The organism is Diaphorobacter oryzae DSM 22780 (assembly GCF_059568935.1).
On the sequence record NZ_JCANUL010000017.1, the window covers coordinates 17,675 to 43,494 of the forward strand.

Annotated in this window: 24 protein-coding genes; 13 read left to right on the top strand and 11 right to left on the bottom strand. The window is 69.2% G+C overall.

The genetic code is table 11. The features are described 5' to 3' along the window. Nucleotides 1-49 precede the first annotated feature (49 nt). Nucleotides 50-685 carry an FMN-binding negative transcriptional regulator gene (locus BP68_RS18340; protein WP_496374460.1) on the bottom strand — a complete coding sequence of 212 codons (636 nt, stop codon included), beginning with the start codon at nt 683-685 and terminating at the stop codon, nt 50-52. A gap of 118 nt (nt 686-803) precedes the next feature. On the opposite strand from BP68_RS18340, the gene pdxR reads away from it, so the two are divergent. Then, nucleotides 804-2,297: a MocR-like pyridoxine biosynthesis transcription factor PdxR gene (gene pdxR, locus BP68_RS18345; RefSeq protein WP_496374462.1), complete on the top strand. Its 1,494-nt coding sequence runs from the start codon at nt 804-806 to the stop codon at nt 2,295-2,297. Nucleotides 2,298-2,339: 42 nt separating this feature from the next. On the opposite strand, the gene BP68_RS18350 is transcribed toward pdxR, so the two are convergent. After that, a complete protein-coding gene (locus tag BP68_RS18350; RefSeq protein ID WP_496374464.1) occupies nt 2,340-3,449 on the bottom strand; it encodes a helix-turn-helix transcriptional regulator in 1,110 nt (369 codons plus the stop codon). Nucleotides 3,450-3,562: 113 nt separating this feature from the next. Between BP68_RS18350 and BP68_RS18355 the strand changes: the two genes are divergently transcribed. Genes BP68_RS18355 through BP68_RS18390 form a run of 8 tightly spaced genes read left to right on the top strand, consistent with a single transcriptional unit; the run spans nt 3,563 to nt 10,937 of the window. Next, nucleotides 3,563-4,273 (top strand): hypothetical protein, encoded by a 711-nt coding sequence (locus BP68_RS18355; RefSeq protein ID WP_496374466.1) that lies wholly within the window; start codon nt 3,563-3,565, stop codon nt 4,271-4,273. 50 nt (nt 4,274-4,323) lie between these two features. Continuing rightward, on the top strand, nt 4,324-5,580 hold the full coding sequence (locus tag BP68_RS18360) for a fibronectin type III domain-containing protein (protein WP_496374468.1): 1,257 nt from the start codon (nt 4,324-4,326) through the stop codon (nt 5,578-5,580). A gap of 50 nt (nt 5,581-5,630) precedes the next feature. Further along, nucleotides 5,631-6,635, top strand: a complete 1,005-nt coding sequence (locus BP68_RS18365; RefSeq protein WP_496374470.1) for a fibronectin type III domain-containing protein — start codon at nt 5,631-5,633, stop codon at nt 6,633-6,635. A 50-nt stretch (nt 6,636-6,685) separates the two neighbouring features. Further along, nucleotides 6,686-7,657 (top strand): fibronectin type III domain-containing protein, encoded by a 972-nt coding sequence (locus BP68_RS18370; protein ID WP_496374472.1) that lies wholly within the window; start codon nt 6,686-6,688, stop codon nt 7,655-7,657. Between the two features lie 50 nt (nt 7,658-7,707). Next, complete coding sequence (locus BP68_RS18375; protein WP_496374474.1) at nt 7,708-8,712, top strand: fibronectin type III domain-containing protein; 1,005 nt, start codon at nt 7,708-7,710, stop codon at nt 8,710-8,712. Continuing rightward, nucleotides 8,709-9,113, top strand: a complete 405-nt coding sequence (locus tag BP68_RS18380) for a GFA family protein (protein WP_496374476.1) — start codon at nt 8,709-8,711, stop codon at nt 9,111-9,113. Before BP68_RS18375 ends, BP68_RS18380 begins: the two co-directional genes overlap by 4 nt. Nucleotides 9,114-9,132: 19 nt before the next feature. Continuing rightward, complete coding sequence (locus tag BP68_RS18385; RefSeq protein ID WP_496374478.1) at nt 9,133-9,576, top strand: hypothetical protein; 444 nt, start codon at nt 9,133-9,135, stop codon at nt 9,574-9,576. After that, nucleotides 9,573-10,937 carry a hypothetical protein gene (locus tag BP68_RS18390; protein WP_496374480.1) on the top strand — a complete coding sequence of 455 codons (1,365 nt, stop codon included), beginning with the start codon at nt 9,573-9,575 and terminating at the stop codon, nt 10,935-10,937. Before BP68_RS18385 ends, BP68_RS18390 begins: the two co-directional genes overlap by 4 nt. Here the strand turns inward: BP68_RS18390 and BP68_RS18395 are convergent. Next, nucleotides 10,910-12,028 carry a helix-turn-helix transcriptional regulator gene (locus BP68_RS18395; RefSeq protein ID WP_496374482.1) on the bottom strand — a complete coding sequence of 373 codons (1,119 nt, stop codon included), beginning with the start codon at nt 12,026-12,028 and terminating at the stop codon, nt 10,910-10,912. The two genes, BP68_RS18390 and BP68_RS18395, sit on opposite strands and share 28 nt — an antisense overlap. A 311-nt stretch (nt 12,029-12,339) precedes the next feature. Between BP68_RS18395 and BP68_RS18400 the strand changes: the two genes are divergently transcribed. The 4 genes from BP68_RS18400 to BP68_RS18415 all read left to right on the top strand — a co-directional run bounded on the left by BP68_RS18400 (nt 12,340) and on the right by BP68_RS18415 (nt 17,311). Next, entirely contained in the window at nt 12,340-14,739 is a 2,400-nt protein-coding gene (locus tag BP68_RS18400) for a glycosyl hydrolase family 18 protein (protein WP_496374484.1), read from the top strand. A 122-nt stretch (nt 14,740-14,861) separates the two neighbouring features. Beyond that, nucleotides 14,862-15,257: a DUF2946 family protein gene (locus BP68_RS18405; RefSeq protein WP_496374486.1), complete on the top strand. Its 396-nt coding sequence runs from the start codon at nt 14,862-14,864 to the stop codon at nt 15,255-15,257. A 119-nt stretch (nt 15,258-15,376) separates the two neighbouring features. Further along, nucleotides 15,377-15,859: a copper chaperone PCu(A)C gene (locus BP68_RS18410; RefSeq protein ID WP_496374488.1), complete on the top strand. Its 483-nt coding sequence runs from the start codon at nt 15,377-15,379 to the stop codon at nt 15,857-15,859. A gap of 219 nt (nt 15,860-16,078) precedes the next feature. After that, nucleotides 16,079-17,311: a multidrug effflux MFS transporter gene (locus tag BP68_RS18415; RefSeq protein WP_496374490.1), complete on the top strand. Its 1,233-nt coding sequence runs from the start codon at nt 16,079-16,081 to the stop codon at nt 17,309-17,311. Between the two features lie 83 nt (nt 17,312-17,394). On the opposite strand, the gene BP68_RS18420 is transcribed toward BP68_RS18415, so the two are convergent. The 8 genes from BP68_RS18420 to BP68_RS18455 all read right to left on the bottom strand — a co-directional run bounded on the left by BP68_RS18420 (nt 17,395) and on the right by BP68_RS18455 (nt 25,757). Then, nucleotides 17,395-19,344 carry a DEAD/DEAH box helicase gene (locus tag BP68_RS18420; RefSeq protein ID WP_496374492.1) on the bottom strand — a complete coding sequence of 650 codons (1,950 nt, stop codon included), beginning with the start codon at nt 19,342-19,344 and terminating at the stop codon, nt 17,395-17,397. Between the two features lie 276 nt (nt 19,345-19,620). Further along, on the bottom strand, nt 19,621-20,199 hold the full coding sequence (gene orn / locus BP68_RS18425) for an oligoribonuclease (RefSeq protein ID WP_496374494.1): 579 nt from the start codon (nt 20,197-20,199) through the stop codon (nt 19,621-19,623). 122 nt (nt 20,200-20,321) lie between these two features. Continuing rightward, nucleotides 20,322-20,810 carry a nuclear transport factor 2 family protein gene (locus tag BP68_RS18430; RefSeq protein WP_496374496.1) on the bottom strand — a complete coding sequence of 163 codons (489 nt, stop codon included), beginning with the start codon at nt 20,808-20,810 and terminating at the stop codon, nt 20,322-20,324. A 3-nt stretch (nt 20,811-20,813) separates the two neighbouring features. Continuing rightward, nucleotides 20,814-21,596 (bottom strand): SDR family NAD(P)-dependent oxidoreductase, encoded by a 783-nt coding sequence (locus tag BP68_RS18435; protein ID WP_496374498.1) that lies wholly within the window; start codon nt 21,594-21,596, stop codon nt 20,814-20,816. An 11-nt stretch (nt 21,597-21,607) separates the two neighbouring features. After that, the gene (locus BP68_RS18440; RefSeq protein ID WP_496374500.1) at nt 21,608-22,144 is read right to left on the bottom strand and encodes a DUF3833 domain-containing protein; all 537 of its coding nucleotides are present in this window, start codon (nt 22,142-22,144) and stop codon (nt 21,608-21,610) included. Further along, on the bottom strand, nt 22,141-23,460 hold the full coding sequence (locus BP68_RS18445) for an MFS transporter (RefSeq protein ID WP_496374502.1): 1,320 nt from the start codon (nt 23,458-23,460) through the stop codon (nt 22,141-22,143). Before BP68_RS18445 ends, BP68_RS18440 begins: the two co-directional genes overlap by 4 nt. After that, on the bottom strand, nt 23,457-24,053 hold the full coding sequence (locus BP68_RS18450; protein WP_496374504.1) for a chalcone isomerase family protein: 597 nt from the start codon (nt 24,051-24,053) through the stop codon (nt 23,457-23,459). Before BP68_RS18450 ends, BP68_RS18445 begins: the two co-directional genes overlap by 4 nt. 27 nt (nt 24,054-24,080) lie before the next feature. Continuing rightward, complete coding sequence (locus BP68_RS18455; protein ID WP_496374506.1) at nt 24,081-25,757, bottom strand: methyl-accepting chemotaxis protein; 1,677 nt, start codon at nt 25,755-25,757, stop codon at nt 24,081-24,083. Between the last annotated feature and the right edge of the window lie 63 nt (nt 25,758-25,820).

Below are 25,820 nucleotides of genomic sequence, written 5' to 3' on the forward strand. Positions count from 1 at the left end.
CCGTGCAACAGCATGTGCCTGCACCGTCGGACGGTGCGGGTCCTGCGGATCAGGGCGTGTGCAGGGCTGCACCCCGCATCGCTTGCGCCAGCGCGTCGTGGCCTTGCGCTTCAAGACCGCGAATGGCGCCCTCGCGGTCCTGCGGCCGGTGGTGCTGGTTCAGCTTGCGCTTGCCTTCCAGGCGGGTAATTCGTACCTCGATGCCGACGATGTTGCGCACCTGCTCGGCCAGGAAGTCGGCCGGCGCGTCGCCCATCTTCCAGGGCCTGGGCTGATCCGCCTCATGCTGGCGGGTCAGCCTGGCCACGGCGCCGCGCACGAAACGCGCGTCATCATGGACATGGATGGTTCCATGGGCATGGACCACCTCGTAGCCCCAGGTGGGCACGCGCCTGTGCGTCTCCTGCTTGCCCGGGTACCAGTTGGGCGAGAGATAACCCTGGGCGCCGCGGAACACCACCAGAACCTCGTCGCCGTCGCACGCCTCGCGCCACAGAGGATTGGCCCGCGCGACATGGGCAACAAGCACCCCGGCGCTGCCCCGATCCGCATCCAGCAGCATCGGCAGGTGGTTGGCATCCAGCCCCGCGGCGGTTGTCGTCACCAGCATCCCCAGGGCGTTCTCGCGGACGATGCGGTGCAGTTCCTCCAACCGCGGTTCGGCGAAATGCGGGGGAATGTACATAGGGCAGCCCTTTCCAATGCAAGCGCCGGAAGGCTCCGGCGAACGGTGCCACTGTGCGCCATCATCGGCAGGAAGAAAATATCCAGTTCCAGACAAAATCACCAGACCAGTTCACGCCATGCCCGCCCACCAGCACGGCCGCTCCCACCGCAGCCGCACGCTCTATGACGAAATCCGCGCCCGCATCGCCGACGGTACCTACGCCGCGGGCGCCGCGCTGCCATCGACACGCGCCATGGCCGCCGAGCGGGGCCTGTCCCGGGCCACCGTCACCCTGGTGTACGAACAACTGGCCGCCGACGGCTTCATCGAAACCCGCACGGGCGCGGCCAGCCGGGTGGCCACCGGCGCCGCGCCACTGGCACATGCAGCAACGCCCGAACGCGGCTGCCACGGAGGCGCGGCCGGCAACCCGCCCGCCGGACGGCTCTCGGCCTTCGGCAACCGCGTGGCCGCCATGGGCCTGCAGGATTCGGCGGTCACCACGCCCGGGGAGATCGACTTCGTCTACGGCCCGCTGGCCGGCAGCGACTTCCCGACACTGGCCTGGGCCAAGGCGCTGCGGGCCGTGGAGCGCCAGCGCAGCCAGCGCCTGGAATACGAAGACCCGCGCGGCACCCTCGCCCTTCGCAGGGCACTCCAGACCCACCTGAGCCAGACCCGGGGACTGTCCTGCACGGTGGAGCAGATCATGATCGTCAACGGCTCGCAGCAGGCGCTGGACCTGTGCGCCCGCCTGCTCATCGACCCCGGCGATCGGGTTGCCATCGAAAACCCCGGCTATCGCATGGCGCACCACGCCTTCATGGCCTACGGTGCACAGCTGGCATGCATCGACGTGGACGAACACGGCCTGCAGACCGAACAGCTCGCAGCTCTCGGGCCCACGCAGCTGCTCTACGTCACGCCCACCCACCAGTTCCCCCTGGGGTCGTTCCTGCCCATCGCCCGCAGGCGGCAGCTGCTGGCCTGGGCGGCCGAACGGGGCGCCTGGATCATCGAGGACGACTACGACAGCGAATACCGCTACGCCGTCCGCCCCGAGGCCACCCTGCAGTCGCTGGACACCCACGGCCGCGTGATCCACGTGGGCACCTTCTCCAAGACACTGTCGCCGCAGCTGCGGCTGGGCTACATGGTGCTTCCGCCCGACCAGATCGACACCTTCACAGCGGCCAAGCGGCTGACCGACCGCCACGCCGCCACCGGCGTGCAGCGCGCACTGGCCCGCATGCTGGAGGACGGCAGCTACGTCCGCCATGTGCGCCGCATACGCCGCCACCAGCAGGCGCGCCAGAAAGCCCTGGTGAGCGCCCTGAACCGGCATCTGGGAGACCAGGTACAGATTCAGGGCACGGCCAGCGGCCTGCATGTGGTGGTGTGGTGCCTGTCCCTGCCGGCCAGCCAGGAGCCGGCGCTGATCCAGGCCGCCCGCCAGCGCGGCGTGCGCGTGTATCCGATCAGCCCAATGTTCCACCCCGGCGCTGCGGAGCCAGTGCGGCACCGGCCCGCCGGCCTGGTCATGGGCTACGCGCTGCTGGACGCAGACGTGATCCCCGAAGGCGTGAAGCGCCTGGGCGCGGCCCTGCGCAGCATTCAGCGCCGCCGCTGACGCCCAGGCCACCGCACGCAGCAGCCGCGGCCACAGCGCCTGTCACCACCGGGGCGTCATGCCCACCCGTGGCGCAAAGCCCAACGCCGCCAGCAGCTTCTCCCGGTTGGCCACCTCCATGCGCGCGTAAAGCTGACGCCGGTGGTAGACCACCGTGTTCGCGCTGATGCCCATGCGCGTTGCGATCTGCGGCTCTGACAGGCCACGGGCCAGCCAGTAGGCCAGCTCATGCTGGCGCTGGGGCAGTGCCAGCGGGCGCAACTGCTCCAGCAAGCGCGCGTCGCTGGACAGGCGGCGCGTCACATGAATGGCCACCGCATCGCCCGCGCCCGCCCTGCCCGTCAAATGCGTGGCGCGCATCGAAAACCGGCCATACGCATTGCGAAAGTCCAGCTGCGGCAGCGGCGCATCCGCCTCCGGCAGAAACAGCCGCTGCACCAGCACCTGCAGGTCGGGCGGCAGCTCGCCGCAGCAGCCGCGCCAGCGCCAGCCGAAGGCCTGCTCCAGCAGTTCTTCCGTGCCCGGCTCAATCCACAAGGGCCGGCCCATGGGCGTCACGACCAGCAGCCCCTGGCCACAGACATCGGCATCCTGCGCATCCCCGTCGGCGGACTGCAGCGCGCGCGCCAGATGCGCCTCCAGCCGCCCCAGCGCGGCGGCATCCGCGCCGGAGAAATGCCGCTCGCCATCGCGGCGGTACAGCCAGAGGATGCCGATGCCCCGCCCATCCCGCGCGCGCAGCGGCAGCTTCATGCCCACCTCGACCTCGCCGGGGCGCAGCACCGCGTTGTAGTAGTCGCTGCGCCGCAGCTCAGACACCGGCACCTTGACCAGGTCATGCTGCATCTGCACGCCCCGCTCGCAGCGCAGCGCCTCGTCGAACAGGCGCGAGCTGCGCTGCATCACCTGCTGCTCGCTGCGCAGCACGCTGGGCTCGAAATACGACGGCATCACGGCGCGCGTGGCCGGGTTCTCCATGTGCATGTCCAGGTCGCCATCGCTGCGCCGGTACAGGTAGCCACCCGAATCGAACCCGATCACCCCCTGCAGCGCGCGCAGCACGGGCGCGATCTGCTGCGGGCCGCCGGCATCCATGCGGGCCATCTGGCGCAGTTGCAACAGGGTGCGGTCAAGGTGACGTTGTGCAGACATGGCGGCCAATCTACCGTGCACGTCACGTTAAACAACCACCCCTGCGGGGTAGGGCGCACGGCGCCGCGCATCCCTAGCCTTGGCGGCTTGTCACACACCGCCCCGATGCGCCCATGCCCCACGTCACACCCGCCCTTCTTGCCGCCGCGCTGCTGGCCGCCGCCTGCGTCATCACCGTCACGGCGCAGGCAGCGCCCTTTGCCGTCACCTACAGCGGCACCGTGGGCAGCTCCACTCTGCCCGGCGTGCAGAGCGGCAACCCGTACAGCATCACCTTCATCATGGACAACGGCAGCGCCACGGCGGCGGGCCAGCGCTGGGGCGACGCCAGCCTCACCTGCGCCATCTGGCGCATCGGCAGCGGCAACCAGCGCAGCGTCTTCACCCAGCCACTGATCGACCCCATCCGCCAGCTAAGCACCTGGGCAGGCGGTGCAGTAGCCAATGCCGACGGCTCTGCGCTGACGGACATGTTCATTGCGGGCTCCAACTTCATCCCCGTGGGCGACTACACCCTGACCGGCCCACTCACCCTGGCTCCGCCGGTGTCGTGGCTGGTAGGCGGAGCCGCCACCGCGATGGAGGACAGCCAGCATGACTTCTTCAACCATGGCCGTCCCGCCAGCGAAGTCATCGACCCGCTGAACTGGGGCCGGCCCGTGGCCGTCACCGGCCCCTGCGACGACACACCGGCCAACGCGCCGCCACCGCCACCCGGCCCCCACAGCGCCACCTCCGTCCCCGCCCTGGGCCTGCCCGCCCTGGCCCTGCTGGGCGCGGGCGCCGCCGGCCTGGGTGCGCTACGGCTGCGCCGTCGCTCCTGAATCAATAGCTTCTCACGCAATTAAATCAAGGCTTCCAGCCCATTTTGACCATGAAATACCGCCCCCACCTCCTGGCCGCCGCGCTGCTGGCCGCAGGCGCCACAGCCCATGCCGCACCCTACGCCATCCGCTACACAGGCACCATCGCCGGCTCCACCATCGCCGGCGTGCAAGACGGCCAGAGCTACGAAGTCACCCTTATCGTGGACAACGGCGGTACCACCGCCGCCAGCCAGCAATGGGGGCGCGAGCACCTGCGCTGCACCCTCTGGCGCATGAACAACCAGCGCGACCGCGAGTTGCGCGTGGATCTGGGCAGCCACCCGCCCAGCACCTACGGCGGCAGCGTGACCACCGCGGCAGACGGCACGCTGACGGGCATGTTCTCCACCCTGGTGAGCAGCGGTCTGGGCGCGGGGCAATACACCTCCACTTCCAACTTTCTGCCGCCCGCCCTCACCTGGCGCATCGGCGGCAACGGCAGCCAGAACGGCCTGTATGCCGGTGGCGGCACGGCCAGCGTCACCACCTTCCGCGACGCCGTTCACGGCGCCCCCAGCGCCCAGCCGGGCGACTGGAGCGCGCCCCGGCGCGTGCAGGGCAGCAGCCCTTGCAGCGACATCCCCGGCCCCACCGTGCCCCGCAACCCGAGCGCCACGCCCGGCGATGCACGGCTGGACGTGAGCTGGCAGCTCCCCATCCTGGTGCCTGGCGACACGCAAGCACGGCGATACGCAGCCGTGGCCAGCCCCTACGGCGGCGGCACCAGTCACTCTTGCCAGGCCAACCACCCAGCCACCACCTGCAGCCTCACCGGGCTGACCAACGGGACGGCCTACCGCGTGTGGGTGATGGCCGCGGGCCCGGACGACGTCGTCCTGGGGCAGTCAGAAAGCGTCACCGCCACGCCCTTCGCCCCCGGCGCACCCGGTGCACCCACAGGCGTGACAGCCACCCCGGGCGACGCCCGCGTCACCCTGCAATGGCAGGCCCCGACCACTGGAGCCGCACCCACCTCGTACCGCGTGGCGGCGACGCCAGGCAATGCAGGCTGCACCGCGCAGGCACCAGCCACCACCTGCACCGTGCCGGGCCTCACCAACGGCACTGGCTACACCTTCACCGTCTACGCCGTCAACGGCGTGGGCGAAAGCGCTGCAGCAGGCGTGGGGCCCATCGTCCCCGCGGCAGGCCAACGCGGTCCAGGCGACGCCACCCCCGTACCCGCCCTGGGCCTGCCTGCCCTGATTTTGCTGGGCGCGGGCGCCGCCGGCCTGGGCGCGCTGCGGTTGCGCCGTCGCTCCTGAATCAATAGCTACTCACGCATCACACAAAAGGCTCAAACCCTGTTTTGACCATGAATTACCGCCCCCACCTCCTGGCCGCCGTGCTGCTGGCCTCTGGCGCCGCAGCCCACGCTGTGCCGTTTGCCATCACCTACCACGGCACCATCGGCCCGCCCGACATCGGTACGTCCGCCATCCCCGGCATCAACGCGGGAGAGCCCTACTACATCACCTACATCGTGGACAACCTGGGCAGCAGCGCCAGCAGCCAGACATGGACGGCCAGTCACCTGACCTGCGTCCTGCTGCGCTTCAACACCGGGGCCACTGCCCGCCTGACGGTGGACCTGGTGGCCGTGCCGCCCGATGTCGTGCAAGCGCAGCTCCAGACAGGCACGGCCGGCACCATCACCGAGATGTTCCAGACCATCGCCGTGAACCCCATACAGGCAGGCCAGTTCAGCGCCACGGGCGTCAGCCTGCAGCCGCCCCTGGCCCTGGAAGCAATCCGACATAGCAGCGTGCTGAACGACGGCGCAGCCCCGTCGCGCCGCAGCGCGACCGACGCGGCAGACGGCGTCAACATGACACCCAGCAGCTGGAGCAGCCCCGTGGCCGTCACTGGCGCATGCGACGACACGCCCCTGGCACCGCTGCCGCCGCCCCCTGGCACGCCCACGGGCGTGACGGCACAGCCCGGCGACGGCCAGGTGACGGTGAGCTGGCGGCCCCCCGCCGGCAGCACCCCGCCCTTGAGCTACACCGTCCACACCTACGACGGCAGCATCCCCAGAAGCTGCACCGTGCACCACCCCACCACCAGCTGCACGGTAACGGGCCTGGCCAACGACCAGCCCTACACCTTCGTGGTGACCGCCGCCGCGCCGCGCAGCCGCCCATCGGCCCCATCCAACCCGGTGACGGCCGCACCCGGCAACAACCCAGGCCCTGGCCCCGGTCCAGGCCCCAGGCCCGGCGGCGTGCAGGCCGTCCCGGCTCTGGGCCTGCCCGCCCTGGCACTGCTGGGTGCGGGTGCGGCCTGTCTGGGCGCGCTGCGGCTGCGCAGGCGCTCCTGAATCAATAGCTTCTTGCGCAATACACAAAAGGCTTTCACACCATTTTGACCATGATTTACCGCCTCCACATCCTGGCCGCCGCGCTGCTGGCCGCCGGCGCCGCAGCCCACGCCGCACCGTTTGCCACCACCTACCACGGCACCATCGGGACGTCCGAGATTCCCGGTATCAACGCGGGAGAGCCCTACTCCATCACCTACATCATGGACAACCAGGGCAGCAGCGCCAGCGGACAGACGTGGACAAGGGCAGACCTGACCTGCGCCGTGCTGCGCTTCAACACTGGTGCCACTGCCCGCCTCACGGTGAGTCTGGTAACGGTGCCGCCCAACAACGTGTTCGGGCAGCTCCAGACTGGCACGACAGGCACCATGACCGAGATGTTCCGGATGATCTCCGTCGCCTCGATACAGGCTGGCCAGTACAGCGCCACGGGCCTCAGCCTGCAACCAGATCTATTCCTTTGGTCGCGCCCCCCCTCAAGCAATCCCGTCATCCTGCGCGACGGCGGCGGCGCAAGCCCCTACCGCCGTGTGACGGATGCCGCCGACGGCGTCAACATGACCCCCGGCAGCTGGAGCAGCCCGGTACAAGTTACCGGCCCGTGCGACGACACGCCCCTGACACCGCTACCCCCACGGCCCGACGCGCCTACGGGTGCGACGGCCCAGGCCGGCAACGAGCAGGTCACGGTGCGCTGGCAAGCGCCCGCGGGTAGCGCAGCGCCCTTGCGCTACACCGTATACGCCACCAACAGTCTGGCCAGTTGCACCGTTGATCACCCCGCCAACAGTTGCACCGTTGCGCCCCTGATCAACGACTTCGCCTACACCTTCGCGGTCACGGCCACCGCACCGGGCAGCCGCCCATCGCTCCCGTCCAACCAGGTAACGGCCACGCCACGCGCGACCCACGGGCTCGGCGACGTTCAAGCCGTACCTGCCCTGGGCCTGCCCGCCCTGGCACTGCTGGGCGCCGGTGCGGCCGTTCTGGGCGCGCTGCGGCTTCGCCGCCGCTCCTGAATCAATAGCTTTTCACGCAATAACCAAAAGGCTCTCAGCCCATTTTGATCATGAAACACCGTACCCACCTCCTGGCCACCGCGCTGCTGGCCGCCGGCGCCGCAGCCCACGCCGCACCGTTTGCCACCACCCACCACGGCACCATCGGCCCATCCAGCATTCCCGGCGCCAACGTCGGTGAGCCCTACTCCATCACGCTCATCATGGACAACCAGGGCAACAGCGCCAACGGGCAGACGTGGACGCAGCAGCAACTGACCTGCGCGCTGTTGCGCTTCAACACCGGGGCCACCGCCAGCCTGACGGTGGACTTGGCAGCAAGCCCACCCGCCCATCTCACCAATGAACTCCAGACCAGCGCGACAGGCGTCATGACTCGGATGTTTGCGGAGCTCGCGGTGTATTACATACAGGCAGGCCAATACAGTGTCACAGGCCTCGCCCTGCAGCCCCCCTTCGCACTACGTGGGGCTTCAGCCGACGACCGCGTGCTGTCGTACGGCGGTGGCGCAAATCCTCTCCTCAGAGTGAGCGACGCCGCTGGCGGAGTCAACATGAGCCCCGGCGGCTGGAGCAGCCCCATCGCCGTTGCCGGCGCGTGCGACGATACACCTCTGGCGCCGCTGCCACAGTCCCCCGGTTCACCCACGGGCGCCACAGCCCAGGCTGGCAACGGGCAGGTAGCAGTGAGCTGGCAAGCGCCCGTGGGCAGTGCCGCCCCCCTGAGCTACACAGCCTACACCTACGGCAACGACGGCTTCGCAAGAGCCTGCACTGTGGACCACCCCGTCACGAGTTGCACCGTGACAGGCCTGGTCAACGACCAGCCCTACACCTTCGTGGTCACGGCCGCCGCGCCGCGCAGCCGCCCATCGGCCCCGTCCAACCAAGTCACGGCCACGCCCCGCGCCACCCCCAACCCCGGCCCTGGCCCTGGCAGCGTGCAGGCCGTCCCGGCCCTGGGCCTGCCCGCCCTGTCACTGCTGGGTGCGGGTGCGGCCGGTCTGGGCGCGATGCGGCTGCGCAGGCGGCGGGCGCCGGGGGGCGGGCAATGAAGCGCACCTACCAGGGCAGTTGCCATTGCGGCGCCGTGCGGTTCGAAGCCGGCATCGACTGGAGCGCGGGCACCCTGCAGTGCAACTGCCCGATCTGCGTCACCACGCGCGCCTGGGGCGTGGTGGTGGCGCCGGGCGCCTTTCGGCTGACGCAGGGGCACCTGGCCCTGTCGGTCTACCGCTTTGGCTCCCGGCAGATGGCGCATTGCTTTTGCCGCCATTGCGGCGTGCACCCGTTCGCCCACGGGCACAGCGCGGCCTTTGGCGGCGCGTTCGACGTGGTGCACGTGAACTGCCTGAACGACCTGCACTGGTCCGAGGCGCTGGCCGCCCCGCTGCACGCCGCCAACGAGTGCCACGCCCACTTCACACACACGCCCGCCAAGACGCGGCATGTATAGGCCCCAGGAAATTCTCAGCATGCTCAAACTCATTACCGCCACCTTCGCCTTTTTTGCCCTGTCCACCATGGCGCTGCTCATCACGGTCACCAGCGCCTGGGCCGCGGGCGGCACCGACCCGGCCACGTTTCGCCTCACCCCCGCGCTGATGGACCGCATGGACAAGGTGGCCGCCGAACTCAAGCACCTGCCGCAGCAAGGCGATGACGACGACGAGGATGACGATGCCCAGTCCGCCGAGGACATCGCCCGCAAGCTCGACGCCCACCCCCAGGTACGCGCCGCGCTGGCGCGCCATGGCCTGAGCAGCCGCGAGTACGCCACCGCCATGCTGGCCGCGCTGCACGCGGGCATGGCGCTGGCCGTGGAGAAGGCCCCGGGCGCGAAGGGCGCGCAAGGTTTTACGCCCGCACAGCGGGCCAACGTGGAGGTGCTGCGCGCACGCCAGAAGGGGCGCAAGTGAAGCGTTTGCTCACCCTGCCCCTCGCGCTGCTGCTGGCCGCCTGCGGCGGAGGTGATACCGATCCACCGCCGCTCATCAACCACGCCGTGCAAGGCCGTTTCGTGCTGCGCGTGCTGGGCTCGGCCACCGGGTATGTGGCACTGGAGGAAACGCCCGCGCCCTACCACGGCGGGCCGCCCAGCGCGGCCGTTCACCGGCGCATCCGCACCGCAGGGGGCGATGTGTATGCGCCGCCCGATGGCTGGTCGCTCATCGACATGGCGCAACACCCCTCGGGGGCGGTGTCGGCCGTGCTGGCCTCCCGCCGGGAGCTGAGGCTGGTGCGGCTGGACGACCGCGCACGCAAGGTCAGCGAGACACCGCTGGCCGACGACCATGCGCCGCACGACCCGTACTACGGCCAGGGCGGCATCAAGGACGACACCTCCCTGCTGCCCCTGCACACGCGTGACGCGGTGCGCCTGGCCGCGCTGGGCGAAGACCTGGCCGTGGCGCTGCGCACCGGCCGCCACGCGGTAGTGGCCTACCGCTACACGCACGGCGCGCAGGGCTATACACAACGCTGGCGCAGCATGGTGGAACCGGGCACGACGGTGATGTCACGCCACCTCACCAGCGGCAGCCATGACACCTACGGCCAGCTGGTCAACCATTTCCAGGTGCTGCTGGCCACCAATGCGCGGGGCGACATCGCCGTGGCCGTGCCTGCCGCGCCGCACAACGGCGCGTTCGCGGCGCATGCGGCCCACTTCTTCACCCGTGTTCCGCTCGACCCCAGGCCGCCACCCGTGCTGCCGGACTATGGCGCCATCGTCACCCGGCTGGACGGCCAGGGCCAGAACCTGGGTGCGACCTTCGTCGACACGGGCGGCCCCACGCAGGTGTATGCGCTGCGCGCGCTGCCGGACGTCGGCGGGGGCTGGGCGATTGCGGGCCGCCACAAGGTGGCGGGCCAGGTAGGCGGCTGGAACGGCTTCGCCGCCTGGTTGAACGGCGCGGGCCGTCTGCAGCGCCATGTGGTGCTGGATGTGGAGGACGACGACGTGCTGTTCGACATCGCCGCACTGCCCGATGGCCGCCACCTTGTCGCCGGGGCCACGGGCTACCGGCAGAACCCGGCGGGCGCCAGCATTTCCGACCAGGGCGCACCGCTGCTGGCCGTGCTGGATGCGCAAGGCCGCATCGCCCGGCGCTGGGCCCTGCCCGCCGCCGCGGGCCAGAACCCGGTGCGCAGCCTGGACGGCCAGGGCGGCCGCTGGCTGGTGGCAGGCATGCGCGGCGGCCCCGGCACGCATACGGCCGATGCCGACCCCGCGCGCCTGCGCGCCGATGGCTATGTGCTGGAGCTGGAGGCCCCTTGATGCAGGCGTTGCAGCAGTTCCTGCCGCTCCTGCAGCCCCAGCCGGTTGTAGAGCTGGCGCCGGTGGTAGACCACCGTGTTGGCGCTGATGCCCATGCGCTCGGCGATCTGCGACTCGGGCAGGCCGCGGGCCAGCCACCAGGCCAGCTCTTGCTGGCGCTGGGGCAGGCGCAGCGCCTGCAGCGCCGCCAGCAGCCGCGCGCCGCGCGCCACGCGCCGCGTGATGTGAAGGGCCACGGCCTGCCTGCCCGGCTGGTGGCCCGTGGCGGCAGCCATGCGCGTGGCGCGCAGCGAGAACCAGCCCTGCGCATTGCAAAGGTGCATCTGCGGCAGGGGCGGCGGCTCTCCGTGCAGCACAGGGGCGTGCAGCCGCCGCAGCAGTTCCTGCAACGGCGCAGGCAGCGCGCCCGCCGCGCCGCGCCAGCGCCAGCCGAAGGCCTGCTGCATGAGGGTTTCGGCCTCGGGCGAGATCCACTGCAGGCGGCCCTTGTCCGTGGCAATGAGCAGGCCGCTGCCCGTCTCCTCGCCGTCCTGCGCGTCCGGGCCGCCGGGCTGCAGCACGCGCGCCAGGTGGGCCTGCAGTGGCGCCAGGGCATGCAGGTCCTCCCGCGTGAAGGGCGGCGAGCCCTTGTGGCGGTACAGGATCAGCGTGCCCACCTGCGCGCCCCCTGGCGCGCGCAACGCCAGGGTGACCCAATCGGTCACGCCCGAGGGACGCAGCAGCACGTTGTAGAAGTCGCTGCGCAGCATCCCGGCGTAGGGCACCTTCAGCAACTGCTCCAGCAGCAGCGGGCCATGCCCCAGGTGCGTCACCTGCCCCAGGTAGCGCAGGCTGCAATGGAACACCTGGCTCTCGTTGCGCAGGATGCGCGGGTCGAAGTAGTCCGCCTCCCGCGCCCGGATGCAGGGGTCTTCCATATAGGTCTGCAGCACCCCGTCGCTGCCGGGATGCACATAGCCGCCCGCGTCGAACGCCACCAGCTGGTGCAGCGCCTGCATCACCGGCGCGATGAACTGCGGGCCCTGCAGGTCCAGCCCGGCCATCTGGTGCAGATGGGCCAGGGCGTGGCGGGCGGATCGGTGCGGTGGCATGGGTGGCGGTGGTGCTGGCGCGAGGGTGCGAATCTAGGACGCTGGCCGCCGCGCGTCAACGCCGTATGCGCACTGCAACGCCCCATCCCCCCGGGGTGGTGCGCGGCGCGCGCCGCTGCCCTAGCGCGCCACCAACTAATCAAAAACAATAGCAATTCACGCTTGCAGCATGGGCGCCACAGGCCATTTCATCGCTTTTTTGGGTGCACGGGTTCGCCCCATAGCCGCTTCGCCCTTTCGAAATCTTCCGACATTTTTTGCCACCTCCACGCGGCCTCGGCCGCGTCTTTTTTGACCCCAGGAGACCCTCCATGCCATCACTTCGAACGGCCGCTCCATCCGGCCGGCCCCTTGCCTTGAGCGCGCGCCTGGCGCTGCGCGCAGCGGGCGCATCGCTGCTGCTGACAGGCGCCCACGCGTTCGCCCACACCTGCGCGCCCGGCCAGTGGCTGGCCGAGTACTTTCCCAACACGGCGCTGTCGGGACCGCCCGCGCTGCAGCGCTGCGAGAGCGGCCCCATCGACCGTTACTGGGCCGGCAGCAACGGCAGCCCCGACCCGACCCTGCTGCCGGTAGATGGTTTCTCCGCACGTTGGACGGCCACGCTGCCCTTCGCGGCGGGCACGGCCAAGTTCGTCACCTTCACCGACGACGGCGTGCGCGTCTTCGTCAATGACCGCGCGGTGATCGACAACTGGACCGAGCACGGCATCACCATGGACACGGCCTCCGTGCCGCTGGCGGCCGGCGACCACACGGTGCGCATGGAGTATTTCGAGTCGGGCGGAGAAGGCCTCGCCCAGTTGGTGATCGAGCAAGACGCGGCCCCGCCGCCGCCCGCGCCGCCGCAGATCCAGTCCTTCACGGCGCAACCCGCCACGGTGGACGCGGGCGGCACCAGCATCCTGGCCTGGAGCGCCGACAACGCCACCGCCTGCACCGCCACCGGCGGCTGGAGCGGCGACCAGGCGCCCCGCGGCAGCGCCAGCGTGCGCCCCCAGGCCACGACCACCTACGGCCTGACCTGCCGCAACGCGCAGGGCGACGCCGCCAGCGCGTCGGCCACCGTCACGGTGCGCGGCGGGCCGCCGCCCGCGCCGCCCGTCATCACCGGCTTCAACGCCACGCCAGCGCGCGTGCACCCCGGCGACAGCGCCCGCCTGGCCTGGCAGACCAGCGGTGCGGCAGCCTGCACCGCGTCGGGCGGCTGGAGCGGCCCGCGCCCACCGGCGGGCGATGAACTGGTGCGCCCCGCCGCCAGCACGGCCTACACCCTGACCTGCGACAACGGCGCGGGCCAGACCGCCAGCGCCACGGCCCAGGTGGCGGTGGATGCCGTCAACCCGCTGCCGCAGGTCGGCGGCGTGAACGCCACGGCCACGCCGCAGGGCGTGCGCCTGGGCTGGAACCCCGTCACCCACAGCGGCAAGTGGGTCTATGGCTACTACGCCGGCTGGTCCTGGCGGGACTACCCGCCCGAGGCCGTGGACATGAGCACCATGACGCACTTCGTCTTCGGCCGCTATGCGCCGGGCACCGGCCCGCTGGGCGGGCAGGCGGGCGAACTGGTGGAGGGCGCGGACAACGCGCACCATGAAGTGGAAGACCTGCTGATCGCCAAGGCCCACGTGGCGGGCATCAAGACCGTGATGATGGTCGGCGGCGATGGCGACGGCCCCGGCTTCATCGCCGCCACGACCGACCCGGCGCTGCGCGCGGGCTTCATCCGCCAGATCCTGGACAAGGCCGAGCAGAAGAACTACGACGGCGTGGACATCGACTGGGAGGAAGAGCTGGACACCCCCGAGGGCCGCGCCCAGGCCCTGGCCCTGCTGCGCGAGCTGCGCGCCGCGTCGCAACAGCGCCCGCGCTACCAGGCCACCCCGCTGGAGATCAGCTGGCCCGGCTTCTGGGTGAACGTGGGGCAAAACGACATCACCCCCTGGCACGCGGCGGTGGCCTCGGTGGTGGACCGCTTCAACCTCATGACCTACTCCATGGCCGGCAGCTGGCCGGGCTGGCTGTCGTGGCACCACTCGCCCCTCTTCGGCGAGGGCAGCAACCACCCCACCTCCATCGCCTCCACCGTGCAGATCTACCTGGACGCCGGCGTGCCCCGCGCCAAGCTGGGCATTGGCATCGGCCTGTACGGCCTGTTCTACAACCGGCCCGTGAGCGGCCCGCGCCAGAGTACCGCAGGCATGGAAGGGTGGGGAGCCAACGGTTTCGATACGGTGAACAACTACCAGCGGCTGGTGGCGGAAAACGCCTTCGGCCAGCCCGGCGCCGCCTACCACTGGGACGACGTGGCCAAGCAAAGCTACATCAGCTACGCCCAGCCCTGGTGGCGGGCCGACGACGCACCCGTCACCTTCCTGAGCTATGAGGACGAGCGCTCCATCGCCGAGAAGGGCAAATGGGTGCGCGAACAGGGCCTGGGCGGCACCCTGGTGTGGACCGTGAACTTTGGCCACCTGCACCCGCAGGGCACCAACCCGCCGATGCAGGCCGTCAAGCAGTCCTTCCTCCATGCCGGCGCATCGGCCTACCGCGTGTACCGCAACGGCGTGGCAATCGCCACCGTCACCGCAGGCGCCAGCTACACCGATGCATCGGCCCCCAGCGGCAGTCACAGCTACCAGGTGGCCATGATCGACAGCGCGGGCAACGAGGGGCCGCGGTCCACACCGGTGGCCGTGCTGGTGCCCTGACACCGGCCAGCCGTAACGCGCAGCCCCCGTGCCCTGGCGGCCCGGGGGCGCAACCCTTCCTGGGTGCGCGGCCACCAGCGGACTGGCCTGCGCTTCGCCGCCCGCCGATAATGCGCACCACCATGCCCGTCCCGCGCAACGCCCGCCACCTGGCACGTCTGGCACGCCTGTTGTTGGCGTGCTTTGCCGTGTCGCTGGGCGTCGCCACGGCCGCGCCCTTCATGCAGGCGGGCCACCTGGAGCGCGTCTGCACCGCATCGGGCGAGGAGCGCTGGGTGCGGGCCGGCGGCAACGACGCCGCCGATGCAGCCGATTCAGCCGCGCACGGCCTGGACTGCGCGCTGTGCCTGCCGCCCCTGCTGCCCACCCTGGACGCGCCGCCGCTGCACGGCGTGCACCAGGCGCCCGGCGTGTTCGTGGCGCCTGGCGAACGCCAGGCCCATGTGCCCGCGCTCAGCCGCGCGCCCTTCCCGCCGCGCGCCCCGCCCGGGGCGCCCACATCTCACGCCCCGGTTTGACCGCCGCCCAGGCGGGCCTGCTATCCGCGCGCACCGCGCCCGGCCAGGCATGCGCTTAGGCCGCATGGACGGGTGGGGCAGCCCGCCCGCCCCATCGATTTTTGATTCAAGGATTTTTCATGTTCTCCACAACGATTACCTCCCGCCTCGCACTCGCCGCTGCCCTGCTCGCCGCCGGTCTGGCCCATGCACAGGTCACGGTGCAAGACGCGTGGGTGCGCGCCGCCGTGCCTCAGCAAAAGGCCACGGGAGCCTTTATGCGCCTGACTGCCACGCAGGACACGCGTCTGGTCGGCGTCAGCAGCCCCGCGGCCGGGGTGGCCGAAGTCCACGAGATGAAGCTGGTGGATGACGTGATGAAGATGCGCGCCATCCCCACGCTGGCGCTGCCAGCCGGCCAGGCCGTGGAGCTCAGGCCCGGCGGCTACCACATCATGCTGCTGGACCTGAAGCAGCCCGTGGCCCAGGGCTCGACGGTGCCGCTGACCCTGGTCTTCGAGGGCAAGGATGGCAAACGCGAAACGCAGGAGGTGCAGGCGCCCGTGCGGGCGGTGAACGCCACGGCCGCGCCGGCCATGGGCCACGGCAAGCACGGCCACTGACGCCCACGCGCGATCGGACAAGGGCAGTGCGGCCAATGCCGCGCTGCCCTTGATTGTTTTTGGCCTCCAGCCCTTATACAGCAAGCGCAATAAGCTATTATTTTTATAGCACTCAGTATCGCCGCAGAGCAAGCGCCTCTGCCGGGGCTTGGCCGATAATCCGCTGCTTTGCGCGGCGCCCCGGGGGGCCGCGCGCCCCTCTCGCCCTCACACCTCTTCATGCACCCCAACGCCCAAGACCTCTGGCGCGCCCCGCGCTGGACCCTGGCCATCCTGCTGGCCCTGCTGGGCATGGTGGGGCCGTTCTCCATCGACACCTACCTGCCCGCCTTCCCCGCGATGGCCAGCGCCCTGGGCGCCACGCCGGTGCAGATGCAGCAGACGCTGTCGGCCTACCTGTTCGGCTTTGCCTTCATGACGCTGTTCCACGGCGCGCTGTCGGACAGCCTGGGCCGCCGGCCCGTGGTGCTGTGGGGGCTGGCGGTGTTCACGCTGGCCTCGGCCGGCTGCGCGCTGTCGCAGAACATCGGCCAGTTGGTGATGTTCCGCGCGCTGCAAGGGCTGTCGGCGGGCGCGGGCATCGTGGTGTCGCGCGCGGTGATACGCGACATGTTCCCGCCGGCGCAGGCCCAGCAGGTCATGAGCCAGGTGACCATCTTCTTCGGCGTGGCGCCGGCCATCGCGCCCATCGTGGGCGGCTGGCTCTCGGTGTACCTGGGCTGGCACAGCGTGTTCTGGTTCCTCACCGGCGTGGGCGCATGCCTGTGGGTGGCCAACTGGCGACTGCTGCCCGAATCCCTGCCGCCCCTGGACCGCCAACCCATCCACCTGGCCCACCTGCTGCGCGGCTACTGGGAGCTGGGCACCAGCCCGCGCTTCGTGCTGCTGGCGTTGGCCAGCGGCGTGCCGTTCAACGGCATGTTCCTGTATGTGCTGTCGGCCCCGGCCTTCCTGGGCGACCTCCTGGGCCTGGGGCCCACGCAGTTCTTCTGGATGTTCCTGATCACCATCTCCGGCATCATGGGCGGAGCCTGGGTGAGCGGGCGGCTGGCGGGCCGCATCGCGCCCAAGCGGCAGATCCGCCACGGCTTCGTGATCATGCTGGCCATCTCGCTGCTGAACCTGCTCGCCAACCTGCTGCTGCAGCCCCATGCGTCCTGGGCCCTGTGGCCCCTGGGCATCTTCTCGTTCGGCTGGGCGCTGATGGTGCCCGTGGTCACGCTGCTGGTGCTGGACCTGTTCCCGCAGCGGCGTGGCATGGCGTCGTCGCTGCAGTCCTTCGTGGGCGCCACGGCCAACGGGCTGGTGGCGGGCGTCGTGGCGCCGCTGGTGATGCAATCCACCGTGCTGCTGGCCACGGCCTCGCTGCTGATGATGTGCGTGGGCCTGGTGGCGTGGATCTACCTGCACCACCGCTGGCCCGAGATCGGGCGCACGGCCACGCACACCTGAGCCTCGCCGGAGCAACAAAAAAAGGCCAACCCCTTGCGGAGCTGGCCTCTGGTCATGCCGGATGTGTACGGCCGGCGGCGCGATCAGCGTGCCGGACGGGCCGGGCGCTTGCGTGCGTCGTGGGGCGTGAACGGCTTGCCGGCACCGCCCTGGGGCTTGGCGAACGCGGGCTTGCGGCCACCGAAGTCGCCGCGCGGTGCGGCACCTGCCGCATCGCCACGGCCGGCGCCCAAACGACCCGTGTCCCCAAAGCCGCTCTTGCGGCCATAGCCTTCGCCATCACGGCGGCCGCCGTAGCCACCGCGATCGCCACGCGGCGCGCCAGCGCCGTAGCCCTCGGCCGGGCGCGCCGGGCCGCGTGCGCCACGGTCACCAAAGCCGCCGCGATCGCCGAAGCCACGGTCGTGGTTGCCGCCGCGATCATTGAAACCACCACGGTCGCCAAAACCACCGCGGTCGTTGAAGCCGCCACGGTCATTGAAGCCATTGCGGTCACCGAAACCACCGCGATCGCCGTAGCCGCGATCGTTGCCGCCGCGGTCACCAAAGCCACGGTCATTGCCGCCGCGACCAAAGCGCTGATCGCGCCCACGTCCACCGCCGCCCTCGCGGCCCCGGCCGCCGCCGAAGTCGGGGCGCGACTGCGGGGAGCGCTGGGTCGGCTCCAGGCCGGCCACTACCTCGGCCTTGAACTGCTGGCGGCTGTAGCCTTCGATGTCGAAGATCTTGCGGCGGTCGCGGAACTCGGCAAAGGTCACGGCGATGCCGTCGCGGCCGGCACGGCCCGTGCGGCCGATGCGGTGCGTGTAGTCCTCGGCCTTCATCGGCAGGCCGAAGTTGAAGACGTGGGTGATGGTGGGCACGTCGATGCCGCGTGCGGCCACATCGGTGGCCACCAGAATCTGCACCTGGCCATTGCGTAGCGCCATCAGGCGGCGGTTGCGCAGGCCCTGGCTCAGGGCGCCGTGCAGGGCCACGGCCGAGAAGCCCTCTTGCTGCAGGTCGTTGGCCAGGCCATCGCACTCGACCTGCGTGCTGGCGAACACCACGGCCTGGTTGATGCCGGTGTCGCGCAGCCAGTGGTCCAGCAGCTTGCGCTTGTGCTGGGCATTGTCGGCCCAGTACAGCATCTGCTTGATGTTGGCGTGCTTTTCCTGGGGCGAGTCGATGGTCAGCTTCTTCACGCTGGCGCCGTTGTCGTGCATCACGCGCATGGCCAACTGCTGGATGCGCGGCGCGAAGGTGGCGCTGAACATCATGGTCTGCTTGCGCTGGGCCGTGAGCTGGTTGATCTCGGCCAGATCGTCGGAGAAGCCCAGGTCCAGCATGCGGTCGGCTTCGTCGACCACCAGGAATTGCACCTGCTCCAGCTTGATCTGCTGTGAGCGCTGCAGGTCCAGCAGGCGGCCGGGCGTGGCCACCACCAGGTTGGCGTTCTGCAGCTTGGCGATCTGCAGCTGATAAGGCATGCCGCCCACCACGTTGGCGATGCGCAGGCCCTTGCAGTGCTTGACCAGTTCGATGGCGTCATGCGCCACCTGCTGCGCCAGTTCGCGCGTGGGGCACAGCACCAGGGCGCCAGGCGTGGCGGCCTTGAAGTTGCGCGGCTGCGTGGGGTTCTTGCGCTTGGGGCGCTTCGGGGCTGCCTCGCCGCGCTCGGCCGCTTCAGCGGCGGCACGCTCGAACTCGGCACGCGCGGCGGCCTCGGCCTCGGCCTGCTGGCGAATCAGCGTGTGCAGCACGGGCAGCAGAAAGGCTGCCGTCTTGCCGCTGCCGGTCTGGCTGGAAACCATCAGGTCGATGAAGTGGTCATCACCCTCCGCCCCCATGGCCAGGGGAATGGCGCGGTCCTGCACCTGCGTGGGGCGGGTATAGCCCAGGTCGGCCACGGCCTGTACCAACTCGGGCGCAAGGCCCAGTTCTACAAAGCCATTGGGCTCAGCCGGGGTGGTGGTGGCAGGCGCCTCGATCGAAGCGGCCATAGAGGATTGGGCAGGCGCGAACTCGCCCTGCACTTGCACGGTGTCTGTCATGTAATAGATAAGCGCGCGGGTGCAACCCGCGCAGGCTTCCGTCAGTGGTTCATCAAAACATCAACCATCCAACGAAACCGGCGCCAGCAAGCGGCTGGGCTGGTGGGCCATTGACGCAGGGGACCGAGCGGTAAACGCTCAAAAAGCCTGCAGCCCGGTGTGAGAAGGGAGATGCGCACAGATTGCGCGAAGCACTTGGGCCGCCTCAGGCCCAGCAGTTTTCACGCAAGCCGCAGATTCTCGCACGATTCGGGTTTTCCCGCAAATCGGCAAGGCTTATACCGCCAGCAGGTGCGATCGGTAATGCTGCAGTTCGTCGATGGATTCGTGCACATCGGCCAGGGCCGTATGGCGCTGCGCCTTCTTGAAGGAGTTGTAGGCCTCGGGCTTCCAGCGTTTGGCCAGTTCCTTGAGCGTGCTCACGTCCACGTTGCGGTAGTGGAAGAAGGCCTCCAGCTTGGGCATGTACTTCACCAGAAAGCGCCGGTCCTGCCCGATGCTGTTGCCGCACATGGGCGCCGTGCCCTTGGCCACGTAACGCGACAGGAAGGCGATAACCTCCTGCTCGGCCTCGGCCTCGGTGACGGTGGAGGCCCGCACCTTGTCAATCAGGCCGCTGCGGCCATGCGTACCCTTGTTCCAGGCATCCATGCCGTCGAGCAGCGCATCGGACTGGTGGATGGCGAACACGGGGCCTTCAATGCGGGGCTCCAGGCCGGGACCGGTGACGACCACGGCGATCTCCAGCAAGCGATCGGTTTCGGGGTTCAACCCGGTCATTTCACAGTCCAGCCAGACAAGGTTCTGGTCGGATTTGGCAAGCACGGGCGCGTCAGGGGTAGCGGTGTCAGACATGCCGTGAATTGTCGCTGATGACCTGAACGCTTCTGGCCTGAGGAACCATTGGCCACATAAATCTCATGTGCGTGCGCCCATGTAGCTTGCGGTTGTGAGGATCGCCACAGCATAACGTCGAATCATCTTGGCGTACCAGGGATATCCGCATGGGATGCCCTCGCAGGGGCCGCCCCCGCTTGGCGCAGCCAGCGCATCAGAGCCCCCAGTATGGGCAGCTTCTCATAGAGCTCTTCGGCTGCATCCCAATAGTCGCGATGCAGCGTCACACGGCCCAGGGCATCGAAATGCACCAGCGTGCCGCCGTGGATGCATTGGGGCACCTGCGCGCGCAAGCGCTTCATGCGAAAGTGAAACTCCCACTGCAAAAAGGCCCGATCGCCCTGTACCAGCTGCTGTGTCACGACAAAGCGCGGCTGCTCCAGGTTCTCGAACATGTGGGCAAAGATGGCGCGGATGGCGGGCACGCCCTGCACATCATTGAACGGGTCTTTGAAGCGCGCACCGGGGGCGTAGTAGTCCCCCAGATGCGCCAGTTGAACGGGGGCCAACTGCTCATAGAACTGCACCAGCCGAGTGGCGCAAGCGTGGGTATCTGGAGATGGGTTCATGTGTCACAGCCCGGTCATACGGTGGACCAGCGGGAAGTACCAGCGGTATGGCAGCACACGCAGCAGCTTGAGCCACAGCGTGAAGCGGCGCGGAAAGTGCAGCTCGAAGTCACCCCGCGCCCAGCCGCGCAGCATGGCCTGGGCCGCCTGCTCCGGCGTGAGCAACGCGGGCATGGCGAAGTCGTTCTGGCGCGTTAGCGGCGTATCGACAAAACCGGGGTTCACCACACTCACTCCCACGCCCAGCGGGCGCAGGTCGAGGAACAGCGTTTCCGCCAGGTTGATGAGCGCGGCCTTGGTCGGTCCATAGGCCAGGCTCTGCGGCAGGCCGCGCCATCCCGCCACGCTGGCCACCAGGCTCAGGTGGGGCGCACGCCCGGCCTGAGCCGATGCCAACAGGCCCGGCACCACAGCGGCCAGCACATGCAGTGCCCCCGTCAGATTGACCTGCAGATGGCGCAGCAGTTCAGGCAGCGCCAACGCGTCGGCGCGCATGGGGGTGTAGTGGCCGGCGCAGTAGCACACCATATCCAGCGGGGCCTCGGCCTGCAGGTGCGTGGCGGCATGTTGCACCGCCTCGGCATCGGTCACATCCAGCACCAGCGCCTGGCTGCCCGGGTGCTGCTGCGTGAACGATTCCAGCAGCGCCTGCTGACGAGCCGACACGATCACCTGGGCTCCCTGGGCGTGCAGCTGCGCCGCAACGGCTCGGCCAATGCCACTGGAGGCGCCTACCAGCCACACACGCTTGCCGCGCCAGTCGGTGATGGCAAGGTTCAAGGGCACAGCGTGGTTCCTTATGGCTTGGTGAACGACAGCAGCACTTCACCCAGGGTGAGGCCGAACTTGCTCATCGTGGCCCGGTTGAGCATCACCCGGTCATCGACGAGGAACATCCAGTCGTCGAACTGCACCTCGTACTCCTTGCCATCCACCGGCAGGCGCAGCGTGTAGTTCCAGCGGAACGCATTACCCGAGGTCTGGCCCTGTGCCTCGCCCACGACATCGTCGGCGGTGCCGGTGTAGCGCCCATCGGCATGCTTGGTCAGGCGCCAGATACGGCGCTGGGTGCTGCCGTCCGAATAGGTGAAGGCCTCGTCCAGCACGCCTTGATGGCCCTCCCAATGGCAGTCCATCACCACGGTGAAGCGGCGCACCACCTCGCCGCCTCGTTGCTGAAAAATGCCGTGGGCCAGGATGCGGCCGTTGAAGTAGCGGTCCAGCTCCAGCTGTGGACGCTCCTGGGCGTAATCGCTCACCTGGGGGCTGGCACAGCCGGTCAACACGGCAGTGCCCGCGAGCAAGCCCAGCAAGGCGTGGCGGCGGGTGTTCATGGGGAAACTCCTTGGTCATGCAACAGCGGGAATGGGCGAATCAGCAGGTGGTACAGCAAGCCCACCGCCACAAGCTTGAGGGCACAAGGCAGCAGCGCGTAGGCCCAGGACAGGCGCTGGAGCGCTTGGGCATCCTGGGTGCCGGGGCTGTAGCCGACCCCCTGCAGCAACGGCAGCGCCGCACCTGCGGCCAGGGCCAGGTTCAGTTTGGTGGCCAGGTTCCACCACCCGAGGTACACCCCTTCACTGCGGCCCTGAGCCCCTTGACGCTCCACCAAACGGGCCAGCAAGGCGCCGGGCAATGCCAGATCGGCCCCCAGGGCGATGCCGGACAGCGCACAAATCCACGCAAAGGCCGCAATCTGCCCGCTGCCCAGAAACGTCGTCCAGCCAAAACAGGCCACCGCCAGCAGCATGCCGCCCAGCCAGGTGCGCTCCAGCCCCCAGCGGCGCACCGCACGCAGCCACCCTGGCATGGACAGCGCCCCGCTGACAAAGTACAGCACCAGAAACAGGGCAGTGTGTCCCTGTGTGGCCTGCAACCGGTCCTGGGCAAAAAACAGCATCAACGCCGCTGGAACTGCGCTGGCAATGCCGTTGCACATAAACACCGCCAGCAAGCGACGAAAGGCTGGCTGGCGCAAGGGTTGCCAGACCGTGGCCCAGGCAAAAGCGGCAGATAAATCCCGCTGCGCAGGTGCTGCAGGACGCGGCGCCCACCACAGGGCCAGCCACCCGGCCAGCAAGCTCAGCGCGAACACCACCAGCATGGGCCCGGCGCCCCAGGCCACCGACAACGCACTGGCCATGACCACGCCGATCAGCCCCGGACCCTCGCGCCAGGCCACGACACGGCTGCGCTGCAGCGCATCGCCGCCCAGACGCACGCCCCAGGCCTGGTGCGCAATCACCAACTGGCTGTGCGCCAGGCAGGTCACCAACAACCCTGCCACCATCCACGCCGCCAGCGCCTGCGGTCCTTGCACTGCGGGAAAGAACAGCCCCGCCAGCCCCAGCACCTGCACCAGGGCCGAGCCCCCAGCCACCCACAGCACCGCACGCAGCGGGCCCTGGTACAGGCGGTCGCTCAAGCGCCCCAGCAGGGGCTCGGCTGCCGCATCCAGCAGGCGAACCAGCATCAGCAAGGCACCCACACTGGCCAACGGCAAGGCCAACTCCGTGGCGTAGTAATGCGGCAAGACCACATACAGCGGCAAGGCCACAAAGGCCAGCGGCAGACCGAGCAAGCCATAGGCCGGCCCGGACCACCAGCGTGGCAGCGGAACCGCACGCGCGGGGGCAGCCAGGGGAGTCATGGTGCCGCTCTGCCGGCGGTTCGGGCCAGCAAGGCACTGCGCAGGCCCGGCTCTGAGGTCTGCGGTGACAACCAGATGCCAAAGAACAGGCGCGCCAGCTCCGCATCGTCAATCGCTGCCAGCTCCTGGCTGCCACGCCACAGACGCATGCCTTGGCCCGGCTGGTACAGGCCGGTGAGCCGCTCGCCCGGCTGCACGTCGGGAATTACGGCCGCCAGGCGCTGCTGCCAGCGCTCGGCCTGGTCAGAAGGAACGCTCGCCTGGCGCTGCATTTCCTCCACAGAGCGCTGGGCAATGGCCGCGCCGGTGAAGCCACGGTGGTAGGTCAACTCCAGCGCCAGCGGGTGCGCACCAAAGCGGCTGGCGTCAAAACCGGGCGTGACCCACAGCCGCGCGTCGTAGATGCGCAATCCAAGAAATCGCATCTGCCCTTCCCCCGCCAGGGTGGCCCCCGTCAGGGATTGCCGCACCCAGACGGGGGCAGCGCCACCGTCCTGTCCGGCCATGGGATTGGCCGAAGCCACCACCAAGGCCAAGGCCGCACCGCCTGCAAAAGCCCAGCGCTTCAAGGATGAAATTTGGCTCCAGGGCATATGTATCAGGCGCTAGCCGCTATCGTTTTAATATGCAACAGAAGCCGCAGCCTCGCCCCCGAGCCGCAAGGCAGAGGGTGCAGCAGTCACCACGGGGGAAGTGCGGCGCACCACGGGCACCGGTGCACCACCGCCTGCGTCCTGCGCCAAGCGGAACACACTGACGGCCTCGGCCAGTTGCGCAGCCTGCTGCTTCAGGGTTTGTGCAGCCGCGGCGCTTTGCTCCACCATGGCCGCGTTTTGCTGGGTGGCCTGGTCGAGATGGGTCACGGCGTTGCCCACCTGGGCAATACCGTCGGTCTGCTCAGCGGTGGCGGTGCTGATTTCCGCAATCAGGCCCGCCACGCGCTGGGCCTGCTCCACGATGTCGGTCATGGTGGCTCCTGCGTCGCCCACCAGGCGCGCGCCCTGCTCCACCTTGGCCACACTGCTGTCAATCAGTCCTTTGATCTCCTTGGCAGCGTCGGCGCTGCGCTGCGCCAGCGCCCGCACTTCGCCGGCCACCACGGCAAAGCCGCGGCCCTGCTCACCGGCGCGCGCAGCCTCTACGGCAGCGTTGAGCGCGAGAATGTTGGTCTGGAACGCAATCGAGTCAATCACGCCGATGATGTCGGCCATCTTGTGGCTGCTGGCCGTGATCTCCTCCATGGTGCTGACCACTTGGGCCACCACCGCGCCGCCCTTGTGGGCCGCCTGGCTGGCGGAGGCCGCGACCTGGGTGGCCTGGCGGGCCGAGTCGGCGTTATTCCTCACCGAAGCGGTCATCTGCTCCATGGACGCGGCGGCCTGCTGCAGGTTCGAGGCCTGCTCTTCGGTGCGCTGCAGCAGCCCGGCGTTGCCGCTGGCAATCTCTTCAGAACCCACGGTGACGGCGTTCGACGCCTGGCGCACGTGGCCTACCACGCGCGCCAGACTGGCCTGCATCGCCCCCAGCGATGCCAGCACACTCCCCGGCTGCGCCTGGGCAGCGCCGGTCACCGGCCGCAGGTTGCCCTGCGCCACGAGGCTGGCCACGTCGGCCAGCGCTGCGGGTTCGGCCCCGAGCTGATGCACGATGCTGCGCGCCACGCTCCAAGCCACCGCCACGCTGAGCACCAACGCCAGCAGCAGCGCCGAGAACATCACGCCGAGGAAGCTGCCCGCCTCGTCCATGGCGCCCTGGTTGGTCGTCTGGATGCGCGCTTCCTTGAAGTCGATGAGCTTGTTGATGGTTGCCAGCCATTGCACGTATTGCGGCTTGGCCTGCGTCCACAGGGTTTGTGCCGCAGCGGCATCGCCCGCCAGCACCTGGGCAATGATGGCCTGAGTGGTGGCCACGGCCTTGGATTCAGCGCTGCGAATATCGGCATACAGCTGCCCCAGTTCAGGGGCTGCGCCTTTGCGGGTGATGAGCTTTTCCAGCGGCGCAGCCGACTGGGCGTAAAAGTCCGCCAGCGCAGCGATGGTGGCGATCTCCCGGTCGCGCTCGGCGGGGGACGGACTCAGCACCACGTCGCGCACGGCGATGGAGCGGTCATGGGCCGAGCCACGGAAGTTGATGGCGTAGCGCTGCACCTGCACGTGGATGTCGTTGTTGGCTCGCAGCGCCTGGTCAATGCGGTTCACCTTCACCAGGGCGATGCCCGTCAGCACCACCAAAAGGACCAGGATCAACCCGAACCCCGCGTACAAGCGGGCGGCGACCGTCATTCGAGATAAGAACATGATGATTTTCTTGTTGAAAACAAGGGGGCCGTACGGGGCCATGAAAAGCGGGGATCGTTGCCC

Bases quoted from the DNA above. Each gene is read 5' to 3' on its own strand.
- BP68_RS18340 (WP_496374460.1), bottom strand. From the start codon at position 685: ATGTACATTCCCCCGCATTTCGCCGAACCGCGGTTGGAGGAACTGCAC.
- pdxR (WP_496374462.1), top strand. From the start codon at position 804: ATGCCCGCCCACCAGCACGGCCGCTCCCACCGCAGCCGCACGCTCTAT.
- BP68_RS18350 (WP_496374464.1), bottom strand. From the start codon at position 3,449: ATGTCTGCACAACGTCACCTTGACCGCACCCTGTTGCAACTGCGCCAG.
- BP68_RS18355 (WP_496374466.1), top strand. From the start codon at position 3,563: ATGCCCCACGTCACACCCGCCCTTCTTGCCGCCGCGCTGCTGGCCGCC.
- BP68_RS18360 (WP_496374468.1), top strand. From the start codon at position 4,324: ATGAAATACCGCCCCCACCTCCTGGCCGCCGCGCTGCTGGCCGCAGGC.
- BP68_RS18365 (WP_496374470.1), top strand. From the start codon at position 5,631: ATGAATTACCGCCCCCACCTCCTGGCCGCCGTGCTGCTGGCCTCTGGC.
- BP68_RS18370 (WP_496374472.1), top strand. From the start codon at position 6,686: ATGATTTACCGCCTCCACATCCTGGCCGCCGCGCTGCTGGCCGCCGGC.
- BP68_RS18375 (WP_496374474.1), top strand. From the start codon at position 7,708: ATGAAACACCGTACCCACCTCCTGGCCACCGCGCTGCTGGCCGCCGGC.
- BP68_RS18380 (WP_496374476.1), top strand. From the start codon at position 8,709: ATGAAGCGCACCTACCAGGGCAGTTGCCATTGCGGCGCCGTGCGGTTC.
- BP68_RS18385 (WP_496374478.1), top strand. From the start codon at position 9,133: ATGCTCAAACTCATTACCGCCACCTTCGCCTTTTTTGCCCTGTCCACC.
- BP68_RS18395 (WP_496374482.1), bottom strand. From the start codon at position 12,028: ATGCCACCGCACCGATCCGCCCGCCACGCCCTGGCCCATCTGCACCAG.
- BP68_RS18400 (WP_496374484.1), top strand. From the start codon at position 12,340: ATGCCATCACTTCGAACGGCCGCTCCATCCGGCCGGCCCCTTGCCTTG.
- BP68_RS18405 (WP_496374486.1), top strand. From the start codon at position 14,862: ATGCCCGTCCCGCGCAACGCCCGCCACCTGGCACGTCTGGCACGCCTG.
- BP68_RS18410 (WP_496374488.1), top strand. From the start codon at position 15,377: ATGTTCTCCACAACGATTACCTCCCGCCTCGCACTCGCCGCTGCCCTG.
- BP68_RS18415 (WP_496374490.1), top strand. From the start codon at position 16,079: ATGCACCCCAACGCCCAAGACCTCTGGCGCGCCCCGCGCTGGACCCTG.
- BP68_RS18420 (WP_496374492.1), bottom strand. From the start codon at position 19,344: ATGACAGACACCGTGCAAGTGCAGGGCGAGTTCGCGCCTGCCCAATCC.
- orn (WP_496374494.1), bottom strand. From the start codon at position 20,199: ATGTCTGACACCGCTACCCCTGACGCGCCCGTGCTTGCCAAATCCGAC.
- BP68_RS18430 (WP_496374496.1), bottom strand. From the start codon at position 20,810: ATGAACCCATCTCCAGATACCCACGCTTGCGCCACTCGGCTGGTGCAG.
- BP68_RS18440 (WP_496374500.1), bottom strand. From the start codon at position 22,144: ATGAACACCCGCCGCCACGCCTTGCTGGGCTTGCTCGCGGGCACTGCC.
- BP68_RS18445 (WP_496374502.1), bottom strand. From the start codon at position 23,460: ATGACTCCCCTGGCTGCCCCCGCGCGTGCGGTTCCGCTGCCACGCTGG.
- BP68_RS18450 (WP_496374504.1), bottom strand. From the start codon at position 24,053: ATGCCCTGGAGCCAAATTTCATCCTTGAAGCGCTGGGCTTTTGCAGGC.
- BP68_RS18455 (WP_496374506.1), bottom strand. From the start codon at position 25,757: ATGTTCTTATCTCGAATGACGGTCGCCGCCCGCTTGTACGCGGGGTTC.